This is a genomic window from Neptuniibacter sp. QD72_48, assembly GCF_047778065.1.
In the GTDB taxonomy this organism is placed as follows: domain Bacteria; phylum Pseudomonadota; class Gammaproteobacteria; order Pseudomonadales; family Balneatricaceae; genus Neptuniibacter.
Genome location: NZ_CP180547.1, coordinates 2,531,705 through 2,555,025 on the forward strand (window position 1 = coordinate 2,531,705; position 23,321 = coordinate 2,555,025).

Here is a 23,321-nt window from a genome sequence, read left to right on the forward strand (position 1 = left end):
ATAGACTGGATTCCCTCTTCTCCTAGAAAACAAAAAAGCACCCATAAAGGGTGCTTTTAACTAGTTGATAACTCTATCGATTATTAGTTGATACCATCATCGATGTTGTTGTTATCAAGAAGCTGTTGTAGTTGCGCCGCTGTATCAGCATCCGCTGCCACGTTGTTCAAATCGATAGTCTGAACAACATTCGAGCTAGATGCATCAGTAATCTGCAACTGCAGGTTGCCATCAGCATTCTCAACTGCAGAGATAACATGCGAACCATCAGATAGCACGTCCGATAGATCAATCACATCGTTTTCTGAAGTATTAAAGTCGTTGATCTCATCGGCAGCTGGTGTAGCCCCCGTTCCTAGATTGGACTTAGACCATACAAACAGATCTTCACCTGCGCCACCGGTTAAGATGTCGTTACCCGCACCACCGATAAGAACATCATCGCCCTCACCTGCAGTAAGGATATCGTTCCCAGAACCAGCCAGTAAGATATCATCGTGTTCAGTACCGACAAGAGAACTACCAGACTGAGCTTCAATATCTACTATTGTTGAATCCTGAGTCGATGATCCAATTGAAGTTAACGAGTATTCAAATGACTCGTCACCAGTACTTGGATAAGAAGCACCCGATGTATCAATTGCCATATATAGTTCATAGCTACCTGTTTGATCAACAGGACTATCAACCTTCACATAGTAAGCTCCCGCACTTGGCGCTGTATATCCGCCATATGCACCTACAGAGTTTTCGGCAATGGTAGTTAACAAATTACCTTGTGCATCATAGATAGAGACATCAGTATTGATCGACGTATCATCGATATCAAAGTGAATATTCTCACCTTGTGCAAGTGTGATTTCGATCCAATCTTCATCCATGGCAGATGCTAGAGAACCAATAAATGCGGCAGCAAATCCAGATTCGTTCAAACCTGACAGGTTAGAATTATTAGAACTAAACAAGCTTCGATCACTCATATCCGTTGCTGTTTCACGAGTATTATTAGGACTCGTTGCTTCATCCTCCGTGATCACAGCAGCTTCAGCAGTAGATGAGAAATCACTTTCTTGTAGTAGTGGTGAAGTCGGAGTAAATACGATATCGCCACTATCGTCTACAATTCCGCCAACAACATTAGAAACACCATCGAAAGTTGTACCCTCTGATTCATCGTTATGCAGCAACGCTATTTGCGGAATGATAATTGGTGAACCATCGACAATATTCGTAATAACATTATCTCTGTTTGCATCAATCTCTGCAGTGAAGTCGATATCTAGGTTTAGGTTCAAAGAAGCCGTATCACCATCATTGTCTACTGCAGTGATAGGGAACTGCTCTTGAGAACCCAACAAGGTTGTAGTAACGGTAATATTGTAGCTGTATTCACCTGTAACAAAATTCAACTGCATAGTGCCACCCAATGCGGTATCAACAATTAATATTTCATTATCAGTACCAGACACTAAACCAGATAGATCAGTCGAAGCAGGGTTAGCTGACATTGCAGAAGTATTCGGATCATACAGGTACTGAACATTATCAATCGTGATCGACGTGATGTAACCACCATCAGCACCAAGTAGGAAACCACTGTCTCCGGTCGTACCCAGGGTACTATCAACCGTACCTGTGATTGAATCAGCACTGAAAGCTTCAAGCAATGCATTTGCTAGATCATTTGGATCAGATAGAAGAATAGTATTTTCTTCAGCTGTATCACTGTTATTTGCATTTACGTAATCGGAATCTGTTGAGTAAGCCACATCGTTAAGGTGGTTAACCGCAGAACTACTGTTGCTAATAACATTACCAATGCCTATCGCATAAGACTCAGTAATAGCATTGTCTTCAAGGAATGCCTGCCAAGCTGCTATACCTGTCAGATTAACACCCGCATCTGTTGTGTATGTAACTGTACTATCAACACCGCGGCCATCATTTGGAACACCATCGGTTACGAAGTAAGCGAACGTCTGATCTGCAGGTGGTGGAGTTACTAATTCATAAGCATCCATTACCTGGTTTAACGCTGTATCGTATTGTGTACCACCATTAGCAATCAACTGATCAAAATAATTGTAAGCAGCTTCAACATCATCGACTAACCAGCCGCTACTACCCGTGTTATCAGAGAAGTCGACGATCATAACATTAACGTTGCCAGCATCATCAGCAGATTCAATTAATTGCTTAAGAGCATCGCGAGCAACTTCTAGGTAGAACAAACCATCACCATAGAAGTTGTCAGCCATACTTCCTGAGCGATCCAATGTAAGAATTAGGTTAGTAGTTGTAATCTCCTGCTCTCCAAGAAGAGTTTGATTAATATCAAACGCTAATAAAGAATCATCTTCAACATTAACCATCAATTCTGCAGTATTGGTGTTAGCACTCTCGTCTGTCACTTCAACTGTAAACAGCAACCCAAGAACATCTTCTACATCACTTACAGAATGATCGATTGGAGCAAGTAGATCCAAATGATAGTCAATACTATGGGTATTACCTGAGCTAACTACAGGATCAAGCGTGATTGTCATCACATAATCGGATGCTGGGACATCAGCAAATGCTAAACCTGAAGTATTGGTATAACCGGTCATTACTCCAGTTACTTCGTCGTAGTGCCATTCAACAACATCACCACCAGAAAGAACACCGGTAGGTCCTGAAATAGAAATATCAAATACAGAACTATCGTAATCAGTGATATAGAGGGTACCGGTTACTGAAGCTGCATCGGTTGTATCTCCAGGTACGGGCGCCAAAGCACCAGTACCATCAGTTTCATCAGCATTACCGCCAGCAAGTCCTTCTTCTGAAACATTAATTGCTGAATCACTAATACGAGGCGCAGAGGAAGGATCAAGAGAGATATCTACAGACCCTAGAGATCGATCACCATCAGCATCTACAAGTGCGTAATCAGCGGAGAAGTCGATGCCTTCTTGATAATTGTTCGAGCTCACGCCGCTGAATGCAATGCGGAACGCATTATCGTGATTGTTTGGCAAAGGAGCTTCGATATAGGACACTACTTGGTTAGTTGAAGCATCAACAAGATCACTACCAACGTAGTAGTAACTTCCCTCAAGATAATCACCCGATACGTCATCAACTGGATATGTAGTAATTTCTGGCGAAGAAATCTCTAAATCAGTGAAGTAAATTGCGCCTTCAAGTAGTGGAATGTCAAAGTTTGTATCAGCATTACCTTGGCTATAGAAAACGCCTGAATAGGTTACTAGAGTACCAGAAGCATCAATACCAGCAGTTACTGTCCAATTAACAGCGTAAACATCTGTGGCCGAGTTGCCGGAACCTTCGACAGTTAAATTAATGCCTCTAATCTGACCAGGATTACCATCAACATCTTGGAAATCCATGAACAACACATCATTGTCATTGAACCAATTTCCATCAACGCCAATAAAGCCATTCTTAGTATTTACAGTAGCCGTATTGCCATTAGCGTCTGAAGAGGCTGTCATACTATCAATAAGATAAGAACCAAAGCCAAGATCAAGTTGACCAGAGTTACCACCACTAATAACGGTACCTTGAGAATCATCAGAATCAACAAAGCCTAATCGTCCAACATTCTCATACAGTTCAAAGCGATACTGAGGATTCATGTCAGAGGTAACATTAGTCGTATCTATGGAAACACTCAGAACATCAGTTCTTACAGTAGCCCCTGTACCATCAATAGTTTCGATATAACCAATTAAGCTACCGTTACCATCGTCTTCATATTGAACTTCATAGCCATCAACTGTGAGTGCACGTACTTCACCAGTATCAGGATCGATTGCACCTAGATTAGATGTATCCCATTCAACATAAGTAGCGTCATTAGACACGGTTGCAGAAGTTAAAGTCTGCCAGCCAGAATCATGGCTTCCATCATTTTCAGTTGTAATTGTTAAATTACCAGCAACCGGAGCATCGTCAGAAACATTTACGACAAAGTTTGCAGTCTCTGTGGAACCATCGATAAGTGCTGTAAAAGGAAGTGCAACAGCAGTATCCAATTCACCTTGTACCGTTGGTAAATGATCGATTGGTGCTAACTGAGTAAAGGTATAGCTATCATTAGTGCCGCTGATAGTTAGAGTAAACACTGGGCCATCAATAGTACTACCTGTCAAAGTACGAGTAGCATCATCCCAGTCATAAGAGATCGGCTGACCATTGGATGTATAAAGTGCAGGATCAGGATCAGTATCATCAATTTTAAGCGTAGCGTTATCAGCTACATTGTTGATCGCACCGATATAACTAACATCATTAGTATTATCCAAATCGGTATTTTCGTTAACATCATCATCATCTGCTGAAACATTAACAATACTGAAACTATCATTATCGACTATTTCAGTTTCTACCGAGTTATTCGTTGCATCTTCAGCGATGTGCTCGAAGTTGCTGTCTGTGATCGTATCGATCTCGATGGTGAACGCTTCAGCGCCTTCCGCTAGAACATCATCCAGCGTATCGATGGTGAACGTGGTGCTGTTCTGACCCGCTGGAATCTGAACGCTTGCTACACCAGTGAAGTCTGTACCGTCTGCCGCGACACCACTGTATGTGAACGTCACAGTAATTGGTGAAGTCACGTCAGCGGCTGGTTGATCTACAGATACTGTGTAAGGCGTTGTAGTTGTACCTTCTACTACAGACGCAGGGCCGGTTAGGGATACGTAAGCAGTCTCTTGATCCGGTTCAGTTGTTGTAGGATCAGAGTCATCAGTAATCGTGGTATCAACAGAGTTATTCGTTGCATCTTCAGCGATGTGCTCGAAGTTGCTATCCGTAATCGTATCGATCTCGATAGTGAACGCTTCAGCACCTTCTGCTAGGACATCATCCAAGGTATCAATGGTGAACGTTGTGCTGTTCTGACCTGCTGGGATCTGAACGCTGGCTACACCAGTGAAGTCTGTACCGTCTGCCGCTACACCACTGTATGTAAATGTCACAGTGATTGGTGAAGTCACATCAGCGGCTGGTTGATCTACAGATACTGTGTAAGGCGTTGTAGTTGTACCTTCTACTACAGACGCAGGGCCGGTTAGGGATACGTAAGCCGTCTCTTGATCCGGTTCAGTTGTGCTTGGATCCGTATCATCGGTGATCGTCGTTTCTACCGCGTTGTTCGTTGCATCTTCAGCGATGTGCTCGAAGTTGCTGTCTGTGATCGTATCGATCTCAATCGTGAACGCTTCAGTACCTTCCGCCAGGACATCATCCAAGGTATCAATAGTGAACGTGGTGCTGTTCTGACCTGCTGGGATCTGAACGCTGGCCACACCGTTGAAGTCAGTACCGTCTGCCGCGACACCACTGTACGTAAATGTCACAGTGATTGGTGAAGTCACGTCAGCCGCTGGCTGGTCAACCGATACGGTGTAAGGTGTTGTCGTTGTACCTTCCACTACAGACGCAGGACCTGTTAGGGATACGTAAGCCGTCTCTTGATCCGGCTCAGTTGTTGTAGGATCGCTGTCATCAGTGATCGTGGTATCAACGGAGTTATTGGTTACATCTTCAGCGATGTGCTCGAAGTTGCTGTCTGTGATCGTATCGATCTCAATGGTGAACGCTTCAGCACCTTCTGCTAGAACATCATCCAAGGTATCGATGGTGAACGTTGTGCTGTTCTGACCTGCTGGGATCTGAACGCTTGCCACACCGGTGAAGTCAGTACCGTCCGCCGCGACACCACTGTATGTAAACGTTACAGTGATAGGGGAAGTCACGTCAGCAGCAGGCTGGTCAACCGATACGGTGTAAGGCGTGGTTGTATTGCCTTCGATGACAGTCGCAGGGCCTGTTAGGGATACGTAAGCAGTCTCTTGATCCGGTTCAGTTGTGCTTGGATCAGTATCATCGGTGATCGTTGTTTCTACCGCGTTGTTGGTTGCATCTTCAGCGATGTGCTCGAAGTTGCTGTCTGTGATCGTATCGATCTCGATAGTGAACGCTTCAGCACCTTCAGCTAGGACATCATCCAAGGTATCGATGGTGAACGTGGTGCTGTTCTGGCCCGCTGGGATCTGAACGCTGGCCACACCGGTGAAGTCTGTACCGTCTGCCGCGACACCACTGTATGTGAATGTAACCGTAATTGGTGAAGTCACGTCAGCCGCTGGCTGGTCAACCGATACGGTGTAAGGCGTGGTTGTATTGCCTTCGATGACAGTCGCAGGGCCTGTTAGGGATACGTAAGCCGTCTCTTGATCCGGTTCAGTTGTGCTTGGATCAGTATCATCGGTGATCGTCGTTTCTACCGCGTTGTTCGTTGCATCTTCAGCGATGTGCTCGAAGTTGCTGTCCGTGATCGTATCGATCTCAATCGTGAACGTCTCAGCACCTTCCGCTAGAACATCATCAAGTGTATCGATAGTGAACGTGGTGCTGTTCTGACCCGCTGGGATCTGAACGCTTGCTACACCAGTGAAGTCTGTACCGTCTGCCGCGACACCACTGTATGTAAATGTCACAGTGATTGGTGAAGTCACGTCAGCGGCTGGCTGATCTACAGATACCGTGTAAGGTGTGGTTGTATTGCCTTCGATGACAGTCGCAGGGCCTGTTAGGGATACGTAAGCCGTCTCTTGATCCGGTTCAGTTGTGTTTGGATCAGTATCATCGGTGATCGTCGTTTCTACTGCGTTGTTGGTTGCATCTTCAGCGATATGCTCGAAGTTACTGTCTGTGATCGTATCGATCCCAATGGTGAACGCTTCAGCGCCTTCCGCTAGAACATCATCCAAGGTATCGATGGTGAACGTTGTGCTGTTCTGACCCGCTGGGATCTGAACGCTTGCTACACCGGTAAAGTCTGTACCGTCTGCCGCTACACCACTGTATATGAACGTCACAGTAATTGGGCTGGTCACATCTGTCGCTGGCTGATCTACCGATACGGTGTAAGGTGTTGTAGTTGTACCTTCTACTACAGACGCAGGGCCTGTTAGGGATACGTAAGCCGTCTCTTGATCCGGTTCAGTTGTGCTTGGATCAGTATCATCAGTGATCGTCGTTTCTACTGCGTTGTTCGTTACATCTTCAGCGATATGCTCGAAGTTGCTGTCTGTGATCGTATCGATCTCAATGGTGAACGCTTCAGCACCTTCCGCTAGAACATCATCCAAGGTATCAATGGTGAACGTGGTGCTGTTCTGACCTGCTGGGATCTGAACGCTTGCTACACCAGTGAAGTCTGTACCGTCTGCCGCGACACCACTGTATGAGAATGTAACCGTGATTGGTGAAGTCACGTCAGCAGCAGGCTGGTCAACCGATACGGTGTAAGGTGTTGTCGTTGTACCTTCCACTACAGACGCAGGGCCTGTTAGAGATACGTAAGCCGTCTCTTGATCCGGTTCAGTTGTTGTAGGATCGCTGTCATCAGTGATCGTGGTATCAACCGAGTTATTGGTCGCATCTTCAGCAATATGCTCGAAGTTGCTGTCTGTGATCGTATCGATCTCGATCGTGAACGTCTCAGCGCCTTCCGCCAGGACATCATCCAAGGTATCAATAGTGAACGTGGTGCTGTTCTGACCCGCTGGGATCTGAACGCTGGCTACGCCAGTGAAGTCTGTACCGTCTGCCGCGACACCACTGTATGAGAATGTAACCGTGATTGGTGAAGTCACGTCAGCGGCTGGTTGATCTACAGATACTGTGTAAGGCGTTGTAGTTGTACCTTCTACTACAGACGCAGGGCCTGTTAGGGATACGTAAGCAGTCTCTTGATCCGGTTCAGTTGTGCTTGGATCAGTATCATCGGTGATCGTCGTTTCTACTGCGTTGTTGGTTGCATCTTCAGCGATGTGCTCGAAGTTGCTGTCTGTGATCGTATCGATCTCAATCGTGAACGCTTCAGCACCTTCTGCTAGGACATCATCCAACGTATCAATGGTGAACGTTGTGCTGTTCTGGCCTGCTGGGATCTGAACGCTTGCTACACCAGTGAAGTCTGTACCGTCTGCCGCGACACCCGTGTAGGTGAACGTCACTGTAATTGGTGAAGTCACGTCAGCGGCTGGCTGGTCAACCGATACGGTGTAAGGCGTTGTAGTTGTACCTTCTACTACAGACGCAGGGCCTGTTAGAGATACGTAAGCAGTCTCTTGATCCGGCTCAGTCGTTGTTGGATCGCTATCATCAGTGATCGTGGTATCAACGGAGTTGTTGGTCGCATCTTCGGCAATGTGCTCGAAGTTGCTGTCTGTGATCGTATCGATCTCGATGGTGAACGCTTCAGCACCTTCCGCCAGGACATCATCCAAGGTATCAATAGTGAACGTGGTGCTGTTCTGACCCGTTGGGATCTGAACGCTGGCCACACCAGTGAAGTCTGTACCGTCTGCCGCGACACCACTGTATGTGAATGTAACCGTAATTGGGCTGGTTACATCAGCAGCAGGCTGGTCAACCGATACGGTGTAAGGCGTTGTCGTTGTACCTTCTACTACAGACGCAGGGCCTGTTAGGGATACGTAAGCCGTCTCTTGATCCGGTTCAGTTGTGCTTGGATCCGTATCATCGGCGATCGTCGTTTCTACCGCGTTGTTGGTTGCATCTTCAGCGATGTGCTCGAAGTTGCTGTCTGTGATCGTATCGATCTCAATCGTGAACGCTTCAGTACCTTCCGCCAGGACATCATCCAAGGTATCAATAGTGAACGTGGTGCTGTTCTGACCTGCTGGGATCTGAACGCTTGCTACACCAGTGAAGTCTGTACCGTCTGCCGCGACACCACTGTATGTGAACGTCACAGTAATTGGTGAAGTCACATCAGCCGCTGGCTGGTCAACCGATACGGTGTAAGGCGTAGTTGTATTGCCTTCGATTACTGTCGCTGGGCCGGTTAGGGATACGTAAGCACTTTCTGTTGTAGGTTCAGTTGTGCTTGGATCCGCATCATCGGTGATCGTCGTTTCTACTGCGTTGTTCGTTGCATCAGGGCCAATGATTGGGTAATTAGTATCAGTGATGCTATCAATCGCAATCGTAAACGCCTCAGCACCTTCCGCCAGGACATCATCCAAGGTATCGATGGTGAACGTTGTGCTGTTCTGACCCGCTGGGATCTCAACGCTCGCTATACCGGTAAAGTCTGTACCGTCTGCCGCGACACCACTGTATGTGAATGTAACCGTAATTGGTGTAACAACAGATGCTGCTGGTTGATCAACCGATACAGTATAAGGTGTTGTTGTATCACCCTCGATAACAGACGCAGGACCAGTCAGAGAAACTAGAGCTCCATCATTATCTGTAATTTCAGTTTCAACAGAGTTATTCGTTGCATCTTCAGCAATATGCTCGAAGTTACTATCCGTAATCGAATCTATCGAAATTGTAAATGCCTCTGTTTCTTCTGCTAACAGATCATCCAAAGTATCGATGGTAAACGTTGTGCTGTTCTGACCCGCTGGGATCTGAACGCTTGCCACACCAGTGAAGTCTGTACCGTCTACCGCGACACCACTGTATGTGAATGTCACGGTAATTGGGCTGGTTACATCAGCTGCTGGCTGATCAACCGATACGGTGTAAGGCGTGGTTGTATTGCCTTCGATGACAGTCGCAGGGCCGGTTAGGGATACGTAAGCCGTCTCTTGATCCGGTTCAGTTGTGCTTGGATCAGTATCATCGGTGATCGTCGTTTCTACCGCGTTGTTCGTTGCATCTTCGGCGATGTGCTCGAAGTTGCTGTCGGTGATCGTATCGATCTCGATGGTGAACGCTTCAGCACCTTCCGCCAGGACATCATCCAAGGTATCAATAGTGAACGTGATGCTGTTCTGACCCGCTGGGATCTGAACGCTGGCTACGCCAGTGAAGTCTGTACCATCTGCCGCGACACCACTGTATGTGAATGTAACCGTAATTGGGCTGGTTACATCAGCAGCAGACTGGTCAACCGATACTGTATAAGGCGTTGTAGTTGTACCTTCTACTACAGTCGCAGGGCCGGTTAGGGATACGTAAGCCGTCTCTTGATCCGGTTCAGTTGTGCTTGGATCAGTATCATCGGTGATCGTCGTTTCTACCGCGTTGTTCGTTGCATCTTCGGCGATGTGCTCGAAGTTGCTGTCGGTGATCGTATCGATCTCGATGGTGAACGCTTCAGCACCTTCCGCCAGGACATCATCCAAGGTATCAATAGTGAACGTGATGCTGTTCTGACCCGCTGGGATCTGAACGCTGGCTACGCCAGTGAAGTCTGTACCATCTGCCGCGACACCACTGTATGTGAATGTAACCGTAATTGGGCTGGTTACATCAGCAGCAGACTGGTCAACCGATACTGTATAAGGCGTTGTAGTTGTACCTTCTACTACAGACGCAGGGCCTGTTAGGGATACGTAAGCCGTCTCTTGATCCGGTTCAGTTGTGCTTGGATCAGTATCATCGGTGATCGTCGTTTCTACTGCGTTGTTCGTTGCATCTTCAGCGATATGCTCGAAGTTGCTGTCTGTGATCGTATCGATCTCAATGGTGAACGCTTCAGCACTTTCCGCTAGAACATCATCCAAGGTATCGATGGTGAACGTTGTGCTGTTCTGACCTGCAGGGATCTGAACGCTTGCCACACCGGTGAAGTCAGTACCGTCTGCCGCGACACCACTGTATGAGAATGTAACCGTGATTGGTGAAGTCACGTCAGCGGCTGGCTGATCAACCGATACCGTGTAAGGCGTTGTCGTTGTACCTTCCTCTACAGACGCTGGACCGGTTAGGGATACGTAAGCAGTCTCTTGATCCGGTTCAGTTGTGCTTGGATCAGTATCATCGGTGATCGTCGTTTCTACCGCGTTGTTGGTTGCATCTTCAGCGATGTGCTCGAAGTTGCTATCCGTAATCGTATCGATCTCAATCGTGAACGCTTCAGCACCTTCCGCTAGAACATCATCAAGTGTATCGATAGTGAACGTGGTGCTGTTCTGACCTGCAGGGATCTGAACGCTTGCTACACCAGTAAAGTCAGTACCGTCTGCCGCGATACCACTGTATGTGAATGTAACCGTAATTGGTGAAGTCACGTCAGCCGCTGGCTGATCGACAGATACGGTGTAAGGCGTGGTTGTATTGCCTTCGATGACAGTCGCTGGACCGGTTAGGGATACGTAAGCACTTTCTGTTGTAGGTTCAGTTGTGCTTGGATCCGCATCATCAGTGATCGTCGTTTCTACCGCGTTGTTGGTTGCATCTTCGGCGATGTGCTCGAAGTTGCTGTCTGTGATCGTATCGATCTCGATGGTGAACGTCTCAGCGCCTTCCGCTAGAACATCATCAAGTGTATCGATAGTGAACGTTGTGCTGTTCTGACCTGCTTGGATCTGAACGCTGGCCACACCGGTGAAGTCAGTACCGTCTGCCGCGACACCACTGTACGTAAATGTCACAGTGATTGGTGAAGTCACATCAGCGGCTGGTTGATCTACAGATACGGTGTAAGGTGTTGTCGTTGTACCTTCCACTACAGTCGCTGGACCGGTTAGGGATACGTAAGCACTTTCTGTTGTTGGTTCAGTTGTGCTTGGATCCGTATCATCAGTGATCGTCGTTTCTACCGCGTTGTTGGTTGCATCTTCAGCGATGTGCTCGAAGTTGCTGTCTGTGATCGTATCGATCTCGATAGTGAACGCTTCAGCACCTTCCGCTAGAACATCATCAAGTGTATCGATAGTGAACGTGGTGCTGTTCTGACCCGCTGGGATCTGAACGCTGGCTACACCGGTGAAGTCAGTACCGTCTGCCGCGACACCACTGTATGTGAATGTAACCGTGATTGGTGAAGTCACGTCAGCGGCTGGCTGGTCAACCGATACGGTGTAAGGTGTTGTCGTTGTACCTTCCACTACAGTCGCTGGACCGGTTAGGGATACGTAAGCACTTTCTGTTGTTGGTTCAGTTGTGCTTGGATCAGCATCATCGGTGATCGTCGTTTCTACTGTGTTGTTCGTTGCATCTTCAGCGATGTGCTCGAAATTGCTGTCTGTGATCGTATCGATCTCGATGGTGAACGCTTCAGCACCTTCCGCCAGGACATCATCCAAGGTATCAATAGTGAACGTGGTGCTGTTCTGACCTGCTGGGATCTGAACACTTGCTACACCGGTGAAGTCTGTACCGTCTGCCGCTACACCACTGTATGTAAATGTAACCGTGATTGGTGAAGTCACGTCAGCCGCTGGCTGGTCAACCGATACGGTGTAAGGTGTTGTCGTTGTACCTTCTACTACAGACGCAGGGCCTGTTAGGGATACGTAAGCCGTCTCTTGATCCGGTTCAGTTGTGCTTGGATCAGTATCATCGGTGATCGTCGTTTCTACTGCGTTGTTCGTTGCATCTTCAGCGATATGCTCGAAGTTGCTGTCTGTGATCGTATCGATCTCAATGGTGAACGCTTCAGCACTTTCCGCTAGAACATCATCCAAGGTATCGATGGTGAACGTTGTGCTGTTCTGACCTGCAGGGATCTGAACGCTTGCCACACCGGTGAAGTCAGTACCGTCTGCCGCGACACCACTGTATGAGAATGTAACCGTGATTGGTGAAGTCACGTCAGCGGCTGGCTGATCAACCGATACCGTGTAAGGCGTTGTCGTTGTACCTTCCACTACAGACGCTGGACCGGTTAGGGATACGTAAGCCGTCTCTTGATCCGGTTCAGTTGTGCTTGGATCAGTATCATCGGTGATCGTCGTTTCTACCGCGTTGTTGGTTGCATCTTCAGCGATGTGCTCGAAGTTGCTGTCTGTGATCGTATCGATCTCGATAGTGAACGCTTCAGCACCTTCAGCTAGGACATCATCCAAGGTATCAATAGTGAACGTGGTGCTGTTCTGGCCCGCTGGGATCTGAACGCTGGCCACACCGGTGAAGTCTGTACCGTCTGCCGCGACACCACTGTATGTGAATGTAACCGTAATTGGTGAAGTCACGTCAGCCGCTGGCTGGTCAACCGATACGGTGTAAGGCGTGGTTGTATTGCCTTCGATGACAGTCGCAGGGCCTGTTAGGGATACGTAAGCCGTCTCTTGATCCGGTTCAGTTGTGCTTGGATCAGTATCATCGGTGATCGTCGTTTCTACCGCGTTGTTGGTTGCATCTTCAGCGATGTGCTCGAAGTTGCTGTCCGTGATCGTATCGATCTCAATCGTGAACGTCTCAGCACCTTCCGCTAGAACATCATCAAGTGTATCGATAGTGAACGTGGTGCTGTTCTGACCCGCTGGGATCTGAACGCTTGCTACACCAGTGAAGTCTGTACCGTCTGCCGCGACACCCGTGTAGGTGAACGTCACTGTAATTGGTGAAGTCACGTCAGCGGCTGGCTGGTCAACCGATACGGTGTAAGGCGTTGTAGTTGTACCTTCTACTACAGATGCAGGGCCTGTTAGAGATACGTAAGCCGTCTCTTGATCCGGCTCAGTCGTTGTTGGATCGCTATCATCAGTGATCGTGGTATCAACGGAGTTGTTGGTCGCATCTTCGGCAATGTGCTCGAAGTTGCTGTCTGTGATCGTATCGATCTCGATGGTGAACGCTTCAGCACCTTCCGCCAGGACATCATCCAAGGTATCAATAGTGAACGTGGTGCTGTTCTGACCCGCTGGGATCTGAACGCTGGCTACGCCAGTGAAGTCTGTACCGTCTGCCGCGACACCACTGTATGTAAATGTCACAGTGATTGGTGAAGTCACGTCAGCGGCTGGCTGATCTACAGATACCGTGTAAGGTGTGGTTGTATTGCCTTCGATGACAGTCGCAGGGCCTGTTAGGGATACGTAAGCAGTCTCTTGATCCGGTTCAGTTGTGCTTGGATCAGTATCATCGGTGATCGTCGTTTCTACTGCGTTGTTGGTTGCATCTTCAGCGATATGCTCGAAGTTGCTGTCTGTGATCGTATCGATCTCAATGGTGAACGCTTCAGCGCCTTCCGCTAGAACATCATCCAAGGTATCGATGGTGAACGTTGTGCTGTTCTGACCTGCTGGGATCTGAACGCTTGCTACACCAGTGAAGTCTGTACCGTCTGCCGCGACACCACTGTATGAGAATGTAACCGTGATTGGTGAAGTCACGTCAGCGGCTGGCTGATCAACCGATACCGTGTAAGGTGTTGTCGTTGTACCTTCTACTACAGACGCAGGGCCTGTTAGGGATACGTAAGCCGTCTCTTGATCCGGTTCAGTTGTGCTTGGATCAGTATCATCAGTGATCGTCGTTTCTACTGCGTTGTTCGTTGCATCTTCAGCGATATGCTCGAAGTTGCTGTCTGTGATCGTATCGATCTCAATCGTGAACGCTTCAGCGCCTTCCGCTAGAACATCATCCAAGGTATCAATGGTGAACGTTGTGCTGTTCTGACCTGCTGGTATCTGAACGCTGGCTACACCAGTGAAGTCAGTACCGTCTGCCGCTACACCACTGTATGTGAATGTAACCGTAATTGGGCTGGTTACATCAGCAGCAGACTGGTCAACCGATACTGTATAAGGCGTTGTAGTTGTACCTTCTACTACAGACGCAGGGCCTGTTAGGGATACGTAAGCCGTCTCTTGATCCGGTTCAGTTGTGCTTGGATCAGTATCATCGGTGATCGTGGTACCAACCGAGTTGTTGATCGCATCAGGACCAATGACTGGGTAATTAGTATCTGTGATGCTATCAATAGCAATCGTGAACGTCTCAGCACCTTCCGCTAGGACATCATCCAAGGTATCAATAGTGAACGTGGTGCTGTTCTGACCCGTAGGGATCTGAACGCTGGCCACACCGGTAAAATCCGTACCGTCTGCCGCGACACCACTGTATGTAAACGTTACTGTAATTGGCGTAACAACAGATGCAGCAGGCTGATCTACCGATACGGTGTAAGGTGTGGTTGTATCACCCTCGATAACAGACGCAGGACCAGTCAGAGAAACTAGAGCTCCATCATTATCTGTAATTTCGGTATCAACCGAGTTGTTGGTTGCATCTTCGGCGATGTGCTCGAAGTTGCTGTCTGTGATCGTATCGATCTCAATCGTGAACGCTTCAGTACCTTCAGCTAGAACATCATCCAAGGTATCGATGGTGAACGTTGTGCTGTTCTGACCTGCTGGGATCTGAACGCTTGCTACACCGGTAAAGTCTGTACCGTCTGCCGCGACACCACTGTATCTGAATGTAACCGTGATTGGTGAAGTCACGTCAGCGGCTGGCTGGTCAACCGATACGGTGTAAGGTGTTGTCGTTGTACCTTCCACTACAGTCGCTGGACCGGTTAGGGATACGTAAGCACTTTCTGTTGTTGGTTCAGTTGTGCTTGGATCAGCATCATCGGTGATCGTCGTTTCTACTGCGTTGTTGGTTGCATCTTCAGCGATGTGCTCGAAGTTGCTGTCTGTGATCGTATCGATCTCAATCGTGAACGCTTCAGCACCTTCTGCTAGGACATCATCCAACGTATCAATGGTGAACGTTGTGCTGTTCTGACCTGCTGGGATCTGAACGCTTGCTACACCAGTAAAGTCTGTACCGTCTACCGCGACACCTGTGTAAGTAAATGTAACCGTGATTGGTGAAGTCACGTCAGCAGCTGGCTGGTCAACCGATACGGTGTAAGGCGTGGTTGTATTGCCTTCGATGACAGTCGCAGGACCTGTTAGGGATACGTAAGCAGTCTCTTGATCCGGTTCAGTTGTGCTTGGATCAGTATCATCGGTGATCGTCGTTTCTACCGCGTTGTTGGTTGCATCTTCAGCGATGTGCTCGAAGTTGCTGTCTGTGATCGTATCGATCTCAATCGTGAACGCTTCAGCACCTTCTGCTAGGACATCATCCAACGTATCAATGGTGAACGTTGTGCTGTTCTGACCTGCTGGGATCTGAACGCTTGCTACACCAGTAAAGTCTGTACCGTCTACCGCGACACCTGTGTAAGTAAATGTAACCGTGATTGGTGAAGTCACGTCAGCAGCTGGCTGGTCAACCGATACGGTGTAAGGCGTGGTTGTATTGCCTTCGATGACAGTCGCAGGACCTGTTAGGGATACGTAAGCCGTCTCTTGATCCGGCTCAGTTGTTGTAGGATCGCTGTCATCAGTGATCGTGGTATCAACGGAGTTATTGGTTACATCTTCAGCGATGTGCTCGAAGTTGCTGTCTGTGATCGTATCGATCTCAATGGTGAACGCTTCAGCACCTTCTGCTAGAACATCATCCAAGGTATCGATGGTGAACGTTGTGCTGTTCTGACCTGCAGGGATCTGAACGCTTGCTACACCAGTAAAGTCAGTACCGTCTGCCGCGATACCACTGTATGTGAATGTAACCGTAATTGGTGAAGTCACGTCAGCCGCTGGCTGATCGACAGATACGGTGTAAGGCGTGGTTGTATTGCCTTCGATGACAGTCGCTGGACCGGTTAGGGATACGTAAGCCGTCTCTTGATCCGGTTCAGTTGTGCTTGGATCAGTATCATCGGTGATCGTCGTTTCTACTGCGTCGTTGGTTGCATCTTCAGCGATGTGCTCGAAGTTGCTGTCTGTGATCGTATCGATCTCGATAGTGAACGCTTCAGCACCTTCTGCTAGGACATCATCCAAGGTATCGATGGTGAACGTTGTGCTGTTCTGACCCGCTGGGATCTGAACGCTTGCTACACCAGTGAAGTCTGTACCGTCTGCCGCAACACCACTGTACGTAAACGTTACAGTGATAGGGGAAGTCACGTCAGCAGCAGGCTGGTCAACCGATACCGTGTAAGGCGTGGTTGTATTGCCTTCGATGACGGTCGCAGGGCCTGTTAGGGATACGTAAGCAGTCTCTTGATCCGGTTCAGTTGTGCTTGGATCAGTATCATCGGTGATCGTCGTTTCTACTGCGTTGTTGGTTGCATCTTCAGCGATGTGCTCGAAGTTGCTGTCGGTGATCGTATCGATCTCAATGGTGAACGCTTCAGCACCTTCCGCCAGGACATCATCCAAGGTATCGATGGTGAACGTTGTGCTGTTCTGACCTGCTGGGATCTGAACGCTGGCTACACCAGTGAAGTCTGTACCGTCTGCCGCGACACCACTGTATGTAAATGTCACAGTGATTGGTGAAGTCACGTCAGCGGCTGGCTGATCTACAGATACCGTGTAAGGTGTGGTTGTATTGCCTTCGATGACAGTCGCAGGGCCTGTTAGGGATACGTAAGCAGTCTCTTGATCCGGTTCAGTTGTGCTTGGATCAGTATCATCGGTGATCGTCGTTTCTACTGCGTTGTTGGTTGCATCTTCAGCGATATGCTCGAAGTTGCTGTCTGTGATCGTATCGATCTCAATGGTGAACGCTTCAGCGCCTTCCGCTAGAACATCATCCAAGGTATCGATGGTGAACGTTGTGCTGTTCTGACCTGCTGGGATCTGAACGCTTGCTACACCAGTGAAGTCTGTACCGTCTGCCGCGACACCACTGTATGAGAATGTAACCGTGATTGGTGAAGTCACGTCAGCGGCTGGCTGATCAACCGATACCGTGTAAGGTGTTGTAGTTGTACCTTCTACTACAGACGCAGGGCCTGTTAGGGATACGTAAGCCGTCTCTTGATCCGGTTCAGTTGTGCTTGGATCAGTATCATCAGTGATCGTCGTTTCTACTGCGTTGTTCGTTGCATCTTCAGCGATATGCTCGAAGTTGCTGTCTGTGATCGTATCGATCTCAATGGTGAACGCTTCAGCACCTTCCGCTAGAACATCATCCAAGGTATCAATGGTGAACGTTGTGCTGTTCTGACCTGCTGGGATCTGAACACTTGCTACACCAGTGAAGTCTGTACCGTCTGCCGCGACACCACTGTACGTAAACGTTACAGTGATTGGTGAAGTCACGTCAGCCGCTGGCTGGTCAACCGATACGGTGTAAGGCGTGGTTGTATTGCCTTCGATGACAGTCGCAGGACCTGTTAGGGATACGTAAGCACTTTCTGTTGTTGGTTCAGTTGTGCTTGGATCAGCATCATCGGTGATCGTCGTTTCTACCGCGTTGTTCGTTGCATCTTCAGCGATATGCTCGAAGTTGCTGTCTGTGATCGTATCGATCTCAATCGTGAACGCTTCAGCGCCTTCCGCTAGAACATCATCCAAGGTATCAATGGTGAACGTTGTGCTGTTCTGACCTGCTGGTATCTGAACGCTGGCTACACCAGTGAAGTCAGTACCATCTGCCGCTACACCACTGTATGTGAATGTAACCGTAATTGGGGAAGTCACGTCAGCAGCAGGCTGGTCAACCGATACGGTGTAAGGCGTGGTTGTATTGCCTTCGATGACAGTCGCAGGGCCGGTTAGGGATACGTAAGCCGTCTCTTGATCCGGTTCAGTTGTGCTTGGATCAGTATCATCGGTGATCGTGGTATCAACCGAGTTGTTGGTCGCATCAGGACCAATGACTGGGTAATTAGTATCTGTGATGCTATCAATAGCAATCGTGAACGTCTCAGCACCTTCCGCTAGGACATCATCCAAGGTATCAATAGTGAACGTGGTGCTGTTCTGACCCGTAGGGATCTGAACGCTGGCCACACCGGTAAAATCCGTACCGTCTGCCGCGACACCACTGTATGTAAACGTTACTGTAATTGGCGTAACAACAGATGCAGCAGGCTGATCTACCGATACGGTGTAAGGTGTGGTTGTATCACCCTCGATAACAGACGCAGGACCAGTCAGAGAAACTAGAGCTCCATCATTATCTGTAATTTCGGTATCAACCGAGTTGTTGGTTGCATCTTCGGCGATGTGCTCGAAGTTGCTGTCTGTGATCGTATCGATCTCAATCGTGAACGCTTCAGTACCTTCAGCTAGAACATCATCCAAGGTATCGATGGTGAACGTTGTGCTGTTCTGACCTGCTGGGATCTGAACGCTTGCTACACCGGTAAAGTCTGTACCGTCTGCCGCGACACCACTGTATCTGAATGTAACCGTGATTGGTGAAGTCACGTCAGCCGCTGGCTGGTCAACCGATACGGTGTAAGGCGTTGTAGTTGTACCTTCTACTACAGACGCAGGGCCTGTTAGGGATACGTAAGCAGTCTCTTGATCCGGTTCAGTTGTGCTTGGATCAGTATCATCGGTGATCGTCGTTTCTACCGCGTTGTTGGTTGCATCTTCAGCGATGTGCTCGAAGTTGCTGTCTGTGATCGTATCGATCTCAATCGTGAACGCTTCAGCACCTTCTGCTAGGACATCATCCAACGTATCAATGGTGAACGTTGTGCTGTTCTGACCTGCTGGGATCTGAACGCTTGCTACACCAGTAAAGTCTGTACCGTCTACCGCGACACCTGTGTAAGTAAATGTAACCGTGATTGGTGAAGTCACGTCAGCCGCTGGCTGGTCAACCGATACGGTGTAAGGTGTTGTCGTTGTACCTTCCACTACAGACGCAGGACCTGTTAGGGATACGTAAGCCGTCTCTTGATCCGGCTCAGTTGTTGTAGGATCGCTGTCATCAGTGATCGTGGTATCAACGGAGTTATTGGTTACATCTTCAGCGATGTGCTCGAAGTTGCTGTCTGTGATCGTATCGATCTCAATGGTGAACGCTTCAGCACCTTCTGCTAGAACATCATCCAAGGTATCGATGGTGAACGTTGTGCTGTTCTGACCTGCTGGGATCTGAACGCTTGCCACACCGGTGAAGTCAGTACCGTCCGCCGCGACACCACTGTATGTAAACGTTACAGTGATAGGGGAAGTCACGTCAGCAGCAGGCTGGTCAACCGATACGGTGTAAGGCGTGGTTGTATTGCCTTCGATGACAGTCGCAGGGCCTGTTAGGGATACGTAAGCAGTCTCTTGATCCGGTTCAGTTGTGCTTGGATCAGTATCATCGGTGATCGTTGTTTCTACCGCGTTGTTGGTTGCATCTTCAGCGATGTGCTCGAAGTTGCTGTCTGTGATCGTATCGATCTCGATAGTGAACGCTTCAGCACCTTCTGCTAGGACATCATCCAAGGTATCGATGGTGAACGTTGTGCTGTTCTGACCCGCTGGGATCTGAACGCTTGCTACACCAGTGAAGTCTGTACCGTCTGCCGCAACACCACTGTACGTAAACGTTACAGTGATAGGGGAAGTCACGTCAGCAGCAGGCTGGTCAACCGATACCGTGTAAGGCGTGGTTGTATTGCCTTCGATGACGGTCGCAGGGCCTGTTAGGGATACGTAAGCAGTCTCTTGATCCGGTTCAGTTGTGCTTGGATCAGTATCATCGGTGATCGTCGTTTCTACTGCGTTGTTGGTTGCATCTTCAGCGATGTGCTCGAAGTTGCTGTCGGTGATCGTATCGATCTCAATGGTGAACGCTTCAGCACCTTCCGCCAGGACATCATCCAAGGTATCGATGGTGAACGTTGTGCTGTTCTGACCTGCTGGGATCTGAACGCTGGCTACACCAGTGAAGTCTGTACCGTCTGCCGCGACACCACTGTATGTAAATGTCACAGTGATTGGTGAAGTCACGTCAGCGGCTGGCTGATCTACAGATACCGTGTAAGGTGTGGTTGTATTGCCTTCGATGACAGTCGCAGGGCCTGTTAGGGATACGTAAGCAGTCTCTTGATCCGGTTCAGTTGTGCTTGGATCAGTATCATCGGTGATCGTCGTTTCTACTGCGTTGTTGGTTGCATCTTCAGCGATATGCTCGAAGTTACTGTCTGTGATCGTATCGATCCCAATGGTGAACGCTTCAGCGCCTTCCGCTAGAACATCATCCAAGGTATCGATGGTGAACGTTGTGCTGTTCTGACCCGCTGGGATCTGAACGCTTGCTACACCGGTAAAGTCTGTACCGTCTGCCGCTACACCACTGTATATGAACGTCACAGTAATTGGGCTGGTCACATCTGTCGCTGGCTGATCTACCGATACGGTGTAAGGTGTTGTAGTTGTACCTTCTACTACAGACGCAGGGCCTGTTAGGGATACGTAAGCCGTCTCTTGATCCGGTTCAGTTGTGCTTGGATCAGTATCATCAGTGATCGTCGTTTCTACTGCGTTGTTCGTTACATCTTCAGCGATATGCTCGAAGTTGCTGTCTGTGATCGTATCGATCTCAATGGTGAACGCTTCAGCACCTTCCGCTAGAACATCATCCAAGGTATCAATGGTGAACGTGGTGCTGTTCTGACCTGCTGGGATCTGAACGCTTGCTACACCAGTGAAGTCTGTACCGTCTGCCGCGACACCACTGTATGAGAATGTAACCGTGATTGGTGAAGTCACGTCAGCAGCAGGCTGGTCAACCGATACGGTGTAAGGTGTTGTCGTTGTACCTTCCACTACAGACGCAGGGCCTGTTAGAGATACGTAAGCCGTCTCTTGATCCGGTTCAGTTGTTGTAGGATCGCTGTCATCAGTGATCGTGGTATCAACCGAGTTATTGGTCGCATCTTCAGCAATATGCTCGAAGTTGCTGTCTGTGATCGTATCGATCTCGATCGTGAACGTCTCAGCGCCTTCCGCCAGGACATCATCCAAGGTATCAATAGTGAACGTGGTGCTGTTCTGACCCGCTGGGATCTGAACGCTGGCTACGCCAGTGAAGTCTGTACCGTCTGCCGCGACACCACTGTATGAGAATGTAACCGTGATTGGTGAAGTCACGTCAGCGGCTGGTTGATCTACAGATACTGTGTAAGGCGTTGTAGTTGTACCTTCTACTACAGACGCAGGGCCTGTTAGGGATACGTAAGCAGTCTCTTGATCCGGTTCAGTTGTGCTTGGATCAGTATCATCGGTGATCGTCGTTTCTACTGCGTTGTTGGTTGCATCTTCAGCGATGTGCTCGAAGTTGCTGTCTGTGATCGTATCGATCTCAATCGTGAACGCTTCAGCACCTTCTGCTAGGACATCATCCAACGTATCAATGGTGAACGTTGTGCTGTTCTGGCCTGCTGGGATCTGAACGCTTGCTACACCAGTGAAGTCTGTACCGTCTGCCGCGACACCACTGTACGTAAACGTTACAGTGATAGGGGAAGTTACGTCAGCCGCTGGCTGGTTTACAGAGACTGTATAAGGCGTTGTAGCATTACCCTCAATAACAGATGAGGGACCCGTAAGGGAGACTATTGCGGCCTCTTGATCAGGCTCTTTTATATCTGGATTGCTATCATCTAAAACTGTAGTTACTACAGTGCCATTAACAATTTCAACATTACTAATACCACCGCCATTAATTGATTCTATATTCGCGGTAAAACGCTCATCGCCATCAGCCAAGACATCATCAAGCGTTTCAACATTAAAACTAACAGACGTCTGACCTGCAGGAATAATAACATCCTGAACTACAGGTACTAAATCACCATCATCCGTCGTGATATGACCAGTAGTGACACTAATAGACATATCAGCTGTTGGCGCACGAGTAATAGTAATGGTGTAAGTTGCCACTTCACCTTCAATAACCGTAGCTGGCCCAATAAGATTAATCCCTACACTTTCAGGTGTAATCTGTTCATTATCTTCAGGATTGATTTGCTCATCATTCACGCCCTCAAAAACTTCACGCGTATCATCACCCTGCGTGAAGCCGATAGTTTCATAACCAGCTGTTGGATCGACTTCTTCAGCTGTACGTTCAATATTGACCGTACTAGAACCTTCATTACCTAGGCCACCCGCTGCTGGAGTATTTCCTCCTGCGGCAGTTTCTTCAGCTACATCAGTAGGGTCGGCACCCGCTAAAATTGCAGCCTGAATAGATTCCACATCAGCTACAGCCTCTGTAAGATCGAAGTCATCTGCTTCTATATATGTCTCACTACTAGCTAACCAGTTCTGCCCACCCTCTAATCGAACGGGTTCACCACCTTCCATTGCGATTTCGATAGATGCATCTGCTGCAACGCGAACCATTTCGTCTGCGTATATTTCGTCGCCTAATGCTAATAGCCTTTCTGTACCGTCTGCTTTAATAGCTACTGCACGACCAATTAGATGCGAAACTGTGCCAATAACGTTCATACTTACAAATCCTTAGAAAACAGATCTTTGGGTGATTACACTCTTTATAGATGCACAAAACATTAAAAACTATTGTACCGAGGTACAGGTACCTATTTTTTTCTAGTTTTTAATAAGTTAGATCAAATTATTCGAAATCAAAAAGACACCTTACGTAGGCCACATTTATCTCATCTGAACAAAATTCGAACTAATCTCAGCCAAAATTGTTTACGCTATAATCAACCCTAAAAATCATTGAATTTTTTATAAAAAATCCCTTGACGCCCCACCCCT

Annotated in this window: 1 protein-coding gene; it reads right to left on the minus strand. The window is 48.3% G+C overall.

Annotation, left to right across the window (positions count from 1 at the left end):
• Positions 1–83: 83 nt before the first annotated feature.
• Positions 84–23,045, minus strand: a complete 22,962-nt coding sequence (locus ACMXYX_RS11465; RefSeq protein WP_415906014.1) for a Calx-beta domain-containing protein — start codon at positions 23,043–23,045, stop codon at positions 84–86.
• Positions 23,046–23,321: the final 276 nt, after the last annotated feature.

Coding starts and splice junctions, on each gene's coding strand:
- ACMXYX_RS11465 (WP_415906014.1), bottom strand. CDS start 23,045: ATGAACGTTATTGGCACAGTTTCGCATCTAATTGGTCGTGCAGTAGCT.